This is a genomic window from uncultured Victivallis sp., from assembly GCF_944391105.1.
Lineage (GTDB): Bacteria > Verrucomicrobiota > Lentisphaeria > Victivallales > Victivallaceae > Victivallis.
This window is the reverse complement of sequence record NZ_CALXSK010000073.1, coordinates 1-8,165: the sequence shown is the minus strand read 5'-3', so window position 1 is coordinate 8,165 and position 8,165 is coordinate 1. Positions and strand designations below refer to the sequence as shown.

The 8,165-nt window shown below is 61.8% G+C and carries 11 protein-coding genes; all 11 read left to right on the top strand.

The window, feature by feature from the left end; all coding sequences use genetic code 11:
- On the top strand, nucleotides 1–459 hold a 459-nt coding region (locus tag Q0K10_RS15170; RefSeq protein WP_294508862.1), incomplete at its 5' end, for a hypothetical protein.
- Nucleotides 456–647 carry a hypothetical protein gene (locus tag Q0K10_RS15165; protein ID WP_294508859.1) on the top strand — a complete coding sequence of 64 codons (192 nt, stop codon included), beginning with the start codon at nucleotides 456–458 and terminating at the stop codon, nucleotides 645–647. The genes Q0K10_RS15170 and Q0K10_RS15165, both read left to right, overlap by 4 nt.
- Complete coding sequence (locus tag Q0K10_RS15160) at nucleotides 644–1,201, top strand: helix-turn-helix domain-containing protein (protein WP_294508856.1); 558 nt, start codon at nucleotides 644–646, stop codon at nucleotides 1,199–1,201. Before Q0K10_RS15165 ends, Q0K10_RS15160 begins: the two co-directional genes overlap by 4 nt.
- Before the next feature lie 25 nt (nucleotides 1,202–1,226).
- Nucleotides 1,227–1,850, top strand: a complete 624-nt coding sequence (locus tag Q0K10_RS15155) for a hypothetical protein (RefSeq protein WP_294508853.1) — start codon at nucleotides 1,227–1,229, stop codon at nucleotides 1,848–1,850.
- Between the two features lies 1 nt (nucleotide 1,851).
- On the top strand, nucleotides 1,852–2,373 hold the full coding sequence (locus tag Q0K10_RS15150; protein WP_294508849.1) for a hypothetical protein: 522 nt from the start codon (nucleotides 1,852–1,854) through the stop codon (nucleotides 2,371–2,373).
- A gap of 5 nt (nucleotides 2,374–2,378) precedes the next feature.
- The gene (locus Q0K10_RS15145; RefSeq protein ID WP_294508846.1) at nucleotides 2,379–3,188 is read left to right on the top strand and encodes a hypothetical protein; all 810 of its coding nucleotides are present in this window, start codon (nucleotides 2,379–2,381) and stop codon (nucleotides 3,186–3,188) included.
- Between the two features lie 15 nt (nucleotides 3,189–3,203).
- Nucleotides 3,204–5,507 carry a Mu transposase C-terminal domain-containing protein gene (locus Q0K10_RS15140; RefSeq protein WP_294508843.1) on the top strand — a complete coding sequence of 768 codons (2,304 nt, stop codon included), beginning with the start codon at nucleotides 3,204–3,206 and terminating at the stop codon, nucleotides 5,505–5,507.
- Nucleotides 5,491–6,264 carry an ATP-binding protein gene (locus Q0K10_RS15135; RefSeq protein ID WP_294508840.1) on the top strand — a complete coding sequence of 258 codons (774 nt, stop codon included), beginning with the start codon at nucleotides 5,491–5,493 and terminating at the stop codon, nucleotides 6,262–6,264. The genes Q0K10_RS15140 and Q0K10_RS15135 overlap by 17 nt, the downstream gene beginning before the upstream one ends.
- 4 nt (nucleotides 6,265–6,268) lie before the next feature.
- On the top strand, nucleotides 6,269–6,478 hold the full coding sequence (locus tag Q0K10_RS15130; RefSeq protein WP_294508838.1) for a hypothetical protein: 210 nt from the start codon (nucleotides 6,269–6,271) through the stop codon (nucleotides 6,476–6,478).
- Complete coding sequence (locus Q0K10_RS15125; protein WP_294508835.1) at nucleotides 6,475–6,924, top strand: phage protein GemA/Gp16 family protein; 450 nt, start codon at nucleotides 6,475–6,477, stop codon at nucleotides 6,922–6,924. Before Q0K10_RS15130 ends, Q0K10_RS15125 begins: the two co-directional genes overlap by 4 nt.
- Nucleotides 6,925–7,123: 199 nt before the next feature.
- Complete coding sequence (locus Q0K10_RS15120; RefSeq protein ID WP_294508832.1) at nucleotides 7,124–7,897, top strand: DNA cytosine methyltransferase; 774 nt, start codon at nucleotides 7,124–7,126, stop codon at nucleotides 7,895–7,897.
- The last annotated feature ends 268 nt before the right edge of the window (nucleotides 7,898–8,165 follow it).

Here is an 8,165-nt window from a genome sequence, read left to right as displayed (position 1 = left end):
GGCACAACGGAAAACGGAGGAGGAACACCGATGAAGAAAAATGCGATTTCAGTTCTGGAAACGTTACTGCAGACGATGGGAGAGTACCCCGTGATAGCACATGTTCTGTCCGGGACAAATATACTGTACGACTGCGTCGAGGTTGTTGCAGAAGCCACGGGACGCGATCCCGGCGAGATCATGCGCGGGCTGCGCGAACGCAACCGGGAGCGCATGCGTGAACTGTCGATCCGGCGGATCGACGTTCAAACCGTCCGGACGCTGCCCGACGAGTGGATCAAGGTCGGCGGAAGCCGGCGGTACAAAGGTTGGCTCATCAAGCGACCGGAGGAGAAACGTTACCTCTGCTTCACGCCGGAAAACATCGACTACCCCGAAGAGGGATATGAGGACATCGAGGTGGAATCGGCAGATTCCGCAAAGGACTGGATCGACCATTACGCGGAGGAGGAAGAATGAATCTGATTGACTGGAACATCGACCAGGAGCGGGAACAATCCAACCCGCCGGCAACGGGAACCGACCCGTATGAACCCATCACCGACGAGGACGAGGGATGCAACGGATTCATGATTGTTTTTTCAATGATCGTTCTCGGGATTGTCACGCTCATTGCTCCGCTGCTCTGCTGGAGGGCCGGGCGGTGACTCAATTCGACGTCATGCGGGAACTGTATAACGACCGGTCGAGCTGGATAGACATCAAACACTATCCCTCGACGGTCGTCTGCCGCCGGATGCTGCGTCTCGCGGATTTCGCGGCCGCCGATCCGGCACGCTGGAGCAGCTGCCGCATGGCGTTTGAAGTGTCGGAGCTGTCGCGTCCGGAGCTGGCCGTGGCCCGCGGCATTTCCGTCCGTACTTTGCAGCGCCATCTGGCACAACAGGAGCTGGGAGACGCCGGGGACTTCACCGAAACCGAACTCGACGGAGAATCGCCGGAGGCGCTCCGGCCGCTCTCCATCCGGTTCGACGCGGGAAACGTCTCGCAGACCTACCGGAACAGTGCCGCGCTCTGCACGTTCGCCGCGTCGCAGCCGGAACGCTGGCGGGTGATCCGGCTCGCGTATGAATGCCCCGAGTTGTCGCAGGCGGAGATCGCGGCGATTCACGGCATCAGCCAGACGACGGTCTGCCGCTATTTGCAGCCGCCGCAGTTGCAAAAGGATGAAGAATTTCACGATATTGCGTTCATTATTTAACCGCCCGCAAGGCAAAGGAGGAATCATGGAAATCACAGCAGTACAATTCGGAAGGATCGAGGCAGCCTGCGCCGCGCTGGCGAAGCACGCCGAGCACAACGAGGTCGTAACCGTTCTCGTGAATCTCATCCGCGAGCAGCTCGACGAGATCGGCAGAACCGCGTTCCCCGGCGAACTGACTCTCCCGCTGATGGACGACCTGCCGGAAGAAGAAGTGAGCATCCCGCTTCCGCGCGAGGCTGCGCCCGATCCCGCGGAGATCCGGAAATACGGCCGGGGACTGCTTGCGCGCGGCGCGGGGATCGTCCCGGCGATCCGGATGATCCTCGAACACTACGGCATGAAGCAAAAGGAGTTCGCCGCTCTCATCGGAACGAGCAAAACCACCGTTTGCACAGCACTGGCGGGCGGGGAGATCCGGCCGGTTCTGCTCTGCCGCATGACCGAGTTCTTCGGCGACGGAGAACCCTGCGACACTCGCAGTTGCGAGTACGGCGAAGCCGCACGGAGCAACGGAGAGCGGGGATGGGAACCCGAAGGGTTGCCAGCACCCCACAGGGGGCCCCGCAAAGTACCCGAAGCCGCGAAGCGGACCCGAGCCTCAAACGGCGAGGGTGGCAACTTTGCGGGGAATGGAAAGGAGGCTTGACATGGCGAAGTTCAACACGGCCGAGCGGGCGGCGATCACCCGCGAAGAGTTCATCGAACGGCTGCGGGCCTGGGCTCCGGGAAAGCTGAAGGTCATGGCCGCCCAGGCGGAACGTGATCGGAGAATTGCCGAGGCAACCAAGGCCGCAAACGACAAGTTTCAGATCACGACCGGCGCGCTCAAAGCGTCCGTCGATGCCGAGGAAGCCGCGCTGGAAGCGCTGATGGACAAACACCCGGAGTGGTTCCCCGCCGGGGCGCGCAGCATCGACGTCGGCAACGCCGTCGCAAGTTACAGGACAAACCCGGCACGGGTTGAAGTGGTCGACGAGAAGGCGCTGGTCGAATACTCCGACGAGTCCGGGCTCGACCTTTACGTGTACAAGTTCAGCGAAGACAAGGCGCAGCTCCGAAAACTGCTTAAAAAACAGCCGGTTCCCGGAGCGCGGCTGGTATTCAGCGAAACCGCGCGGGTCGAGGCAAAGGCTGACAACCTCAACGCCGAGCAGACCGGCAGGGGGTGACCGCAATGAGCGAAATCACGTTCGAGGAAATTCATGACAGAATCGCAGCGGGGATCCCGGCGGCGAATCTGGCGGAGGCCGAGGCGGCGCTTGATCTGCTCGCGCCGCGCTACGCGAAAACCCCGGTCATGATCGCGCTCGTTATCGCCGAGGCGCGCAATTTCCGCCGCAACGACAAAACGTTCTGGAGCGAAGCCGCCTCGCGCTGGTCGTTTCCCGGCGACAAGACGATCTATCACTATTACGCGGTGGGCTGTCTGCTCATCGCGCTGCGGGAGTTCCGGGGGAGTTCGGAGAGCGAAAAGGAGAACCGCACGATCGAGACCCAGGCGCGCAGATGTTACACGACCTGCCTCGACCTCGAGTTCGGCAAGCTCGCAAAGCTCTGCACAGTGATGAACGACAAGCGCCGCGGCATCGTCGAGGTGATGAATTTCCTGAAACTGCACTACCGGAAGGAGTGGACGAACCGGGAGTTCATCCGCCGCGTCGACGAGCTGTACGGTTACGGGAAAGAGAAGAGCGGGAATCCGGATCAGCTGACCTTTTCGTTCGACATCTTCGACGACGTTTCGCCGGAGACGGTCGCGGACGTGCTCGAACGGAATCCCCGCCCGGACGAGGCGTTGCAGATCGTTTCCAACGGCGCGCTCTGGTGCCGGAGCGCCTCGCGGCTGCTGGTCGAACACGCCGACGAGTTCACCGACGAGGCGCTCGTCGAATTCGAGCGTCTCTCGTCCGAACTCGACGAGGCGAAACGCCGTCTCGACCGCGTGATCGCCGAACGGCGGCGCGCCGCGCTCGCATTGTACTGACAGGAGAAACAACCGATGAATCGCTTTTCCTCACTACTGAAACAAAACCAGCCGGCGGGAACCTTGCCGCCGGTTGCGGGAGCGTCTGCCCTCCCAGGCCAGTCGGACCAGTCTGACCGGTCGGACAAGTCTGACGTGCTGCCGCCAGGCAGCGGCACCACCTTGCCGCCCGGCAGCACCGCCTTGCCGTCCGGCAGCGGCACCTTGCCGCCGCCGCATGGGCTGCGGGTTGCGCGGCGGACGGCGTTTCTGCGCCGCGCGCCGGGCGAGTTCCCGCAGGAGGAGCGCGCGCTGCGCGACGAGAAGGTGCAGTTCGTGCGCGAGGTCTACGAGTATTCGCGGCGTGCCGGAGTGCCGGAGTGGAAAGCGGCTGAATACGTCGCCGAGGAGTGCGCCGGATTCTTCCCGCGTCTGGCGGAGGGCGGCAAGAACGGCCGCTCGATGCTGCACTACACGAATTACCGCAACTGGCTGACCGGAACGAGCCTGAAGCCGGGCCTCGGCCGTCTCGCGGACGGCTCCCCCGACTACGGCAACGCCGACGTGCTGCTGCGCAACTACGGCTGCGAAAAGACGCTCTACGGCGACCCGGCGTTCTGGGAGTCGTTCAAAGCGCACTATCTGCAGCCGAACCAGCAGAAGGCGGCGAAGATCTACCGGCTGCTCGAACTCAAGTGGCGGATCGAATACCCCGGCATGCCGATCCCGGCGCTCCACCAGGTGCGCGAATACATCCGCAACCGCTGGCCGAAGCGGTTCCTCGCATACATGCGCAAGGGCGAGAACTACTATCTGCAGCATTACCGCAATTTCGTCGAGCGCGATCCCGGCTCGATCAAGCCGAACGAGGCATGGGTCGCGGACAGCCAGGACTGCGACTTCATGATCCGCGTTCCAGCGGCAGACGGCAACGGATACGAGGCAATCCGGCCGAAGATCTGCGTCATCATGGACGTAAAGAGCCAGCACGTCATCTCGATCCAGCTCGTTTCGCGCAACGACAACGGCAAGGTCGCGGTAACGAACGAGGTGATCCGGAACGCATTCGCGCTCGGCGTCTGGCGCTACGGCAGACCGCGGATCTTCCTGACCGACAACGGGAGCGACTACTGCAAGGCCGGATTCACGATCCCGGTCACGTTCACGCCGACGGTCAGCAAGACGAAGATTTACAGCCACAGCATCATGCTTTCTCTCGACGTGATGCACCTGACCGCCGAAAAGTACAACGCCCGCGCGAAATTTGTTGAGAGGTTCTTCCGCGAGATGGCGGAGTATTCGCGCGCGGCGCGCGGCTACGTCGGCAACGCCCCGGAGAACCGCCCGGCCACCGCGAAGGTGTGGGCGAAGGAGGCGAACCGGGAACTGCTGATGAACGAGGAGCAGGCGTGCAAATTCCTCGGCACGTTCATCCAGCTCTATCACAGCAAGACCTGCCCGGACTCGAAATTCCTGCGCGGGCTCTCTCCGGAGCAGGCGTTCGTGCCGGAGCTGCGGTTCCAGCGTCCGGCGATGACGTTCGAGGAGTATTTCCGGGCGTTTCTTCTGCCGCTGGACGAGGCGCGGATCGTCGAGTCGCGCGGCCCCTCGGTGCGGGTCGGCAACCGGCGGTTCGTCGCGGTTCCGGCGGGCCGGGAGAAGTGCTGGCGCTACGACGGCAAGCCGGTGATGGTCAAGACCGATCTCGTGAACGACGATCACGTGTTCCTCTTCGACCTCGACGGGTCGTATATCTGCGAGGCGCGGACCGAAACGATGCTGCCCTATTTCACGCGCCTCACCTGCGAGGAGGACGCGCGGCTCCTCGCCGAAAAGCTCGAGGAGATCCGGGCGGAGAAGAAGTACCTCGACACGCTCGCGATGGACGAGACCGGCAACTGGCACAAGCTCGATCCGTGGACGCTCTACCAGCTGCCGCGCGAGGCGTTCCTCGGCCCCGCCCGGCTGAAACTGCTCGACAGCATGTATTCGGTCAAGGGCGAGACGCACAACCCGAAAATCTACGTGCTGCCCTCCGAGCTGCGGAGCGGAGACATCACCGGCGAGAGCCGCCCGGCGCGCGGGGCCGTCCCGTCCCGGCAGGCGGTAAAAAATACAGACGGTTTACACATGCAACAGTGCCACGATAGCACAAAAACACCGGCGCGCGACCGTGAACGGAAGCGGCAGCTCGACGAGGCGATCCGCCGCGCGCTGCTGAAGGATGCGCCGGCGGAGGAGACGCGGGAACGGCGATCCGCCGCCGCCCTCGATGAGATAGACCAGATCCCCGATGAACCGAAAGAAAGAAAAGGAGTCCTCGATGAAGAATTTATCTAAACTCGAACCGATCGTCGAAAACGTGGTCACGAAACGGCTGCGCAAAACGCTCGACATTTGCGCGAAACGGAACATGCTGACGCTGATTTTCGGTGAAACCGGCCGCGGCAAAACGCTGACGGCGGCGCACTGGTGCGCGCGTCGGCCGAACGCGCGGCACATCATGCTGGACGCCTCGACCAGTCAGGCGATGCTGGTGCGGCGTCTGGCGCGGGAGCTGCTCGGCGAATGCCGGGGATCGACCGAGGAGAACAAGAACGCGATCGAGCGCTATCTGCTCGACAACGAGACGATCCTCGTGATCGACGAGGCGAACCAGCTGCTCGAACCGCCGAGTCTCTCGGCGAAAAAGAAGAACATGGAGTATCTGCGGCTCAACTTGTGGGAGAAAACGCGCACGCCGGTCGCGCTGATCTTCACCACCTACAGCCTGGGCGAGTTCGAGCACGGGCGGCTCTCGGCGTTCCTCGAACAGTTTCTGGGGCGGGCGATGAACCGGTGCGACATTCCGGCGGGGGTGTTCAGCGTCTCGGAGGTGACGCCGATCGTGCGGGCGGTTTTCCCGGATGCGTCGCCGGAGCTGATCGCCGCCGCGGTGGAGGTCGCCGCCGGCACCGGCAAGCTGCGCAGTCTCGTTGCATATCTCTCGATCATGCGCGAGCTGGTCGCCGACAATCCGGCGATCAAGCCGGACGCGATGACGCTGCTCGACATCCGCGACAACTACGAAAAGGGCGGCGAATGGCCGGAGGAGTAAGTCGATGAAACAGATTTTGCGTGAACTCAATTCGCGGATCATCTCATTGCTGATCTGGTCGTTCGGACTCGGCGCGCAGCTGCACCAGGAGATGAACACCGCGCGGGCGCTGATCCTCGCCGGCGTTCTGATCGGATTCGTGGCGAACTGCATGCGGCTCACGAGATACGAGCATAAGCTGCTCGGATTCATCGACGGGAGGAGTCGGCGATGAGTCTGGCGGCGATCCACATTCTCCGGAAAGAGCTCGGTTTGACCGAGTCCGAGTACCGCGCGATCCTGCGCGAGGTCGCCGGCGTGGACTCGGCGAAATACCTCGACGAATCCGGCGACCGGGCCGTCATGGCGCGGCTTTACGCGATCCGGGATGAACGCCGGGAGGCGGCAAAAAGCCGCGTCAAAAGCCCCGCGGAGCGCAAAATCTGGGCGCTCTGGCTCGGGGGGGACGACCGTCCGGGGCTGCGGAACTATCTGCCGGCGCAGGATCGCACGGCAAACTATCTGCTCGGATTCGTCCGGAGGGCGTCCGGGAACTCCGCGATCACAAAAGCAGCCGACCTCTCCGCCCTGACCGGGAAAGAGGCGTATCGAACCATTGAGGCGCTCAAACTGCGCCTCGAACATGAGCGCGAAAAGGTCGCGCAGGAGGTGCCATTTTGATGTAGCAGCAGTGAAAATCGCATAAGAGAGCGGGAGAGATGAGGGGCGGCAACCCCTGTCACTCCCCGGCCCGGTGATTACGCACCAGAACCGTTTTACCGCTCGTTGAGGACGGGTATAAGGTACTACGTTAAGACGGTTCGCGCCAATCACCGGGCCTTTTTTGTGTGTAAAAGATTTAGAAAACAAAGGATTATTCATGTATGAGTTGGAGTTATTTGCCGGAGCTGGAGGAGGTATTCTCGGAAAGAACCTTCTCGGCCATACTACTGTGGGAGCCGTTGAGATTGAGCCGTATTGCCGCCGCGTCCTGCTGCAGCGCCAGCGTGATCTCTGCTGCCCGATGTTCCCGATCTGGGACGATGTGCGGACCTTCCGGATCGACAATCCCGAATGCAGCGCCTACATCGAATGGCTCGCCAGCATCCGCAACAAGCTCACCGTCAGCGGCGGATTTCCTTGTCAGGATATCAGCTCGAGCGGCAAGGGTTGCGGAATCACCGGGCGAAAATCGGGGCTCTGGTTCGAGATGGCGCGCATTATCAGCGAAATACGACCGGCGGCGGTGTTCGTGGAAAATAGCCCTATGCTCGCCACTCGTGGACTCGAAGAAGTCCTCGCTTCGCTGGCCGAGATGGGGTATGATGCAAAATGGTGTGTGCTGGGCGCTGGACACCTCGGATACCCCATTAAGCGAGACCGCCTCTGGATACTTGGGAAGCATCAGTCGCACGATGGCCGGCTGGATGACGCGGGGGAGCAGCAAGGAGGCCCATCTGCGGTCCACTTATGGCGCGCAGAAGCAATCGCTGGTCTGTCAGATGTTGAGAAAGACCGACTTGTGGCCGACGGTCTCGCTGGTCGAACGCCTGATGGGGTGGCCCATGCTGTGGACCGCGTTAGAGCCGCTGGCAATGGACAAGTACCTGCAGTGGCTGCACTCGCCTGGCGGATTCTGAGCAACCGGTTCTGATGAACGATCCCTCCGGACAACCGGGGGGATTTTTTTGTCGCGCGTGTGCGCACGTGAGGAAGCACGGGAGAAAGTTTTCAGAATCTGGCTCCGCCGCACCATGAAAGGGGGATGTGTGTGTAAAGAAGTTTTCGGGATCTTCCGCCTGATTCCACCCTCTTCCGCCTGCTTAAACCATCCCTCTCGTTATAATTTGCTCCCAAATATCGTCGTCAGGTAATCTATAGACAAATCAAAAGGGACATAGGAAAAATCCTGCGTCAACTGT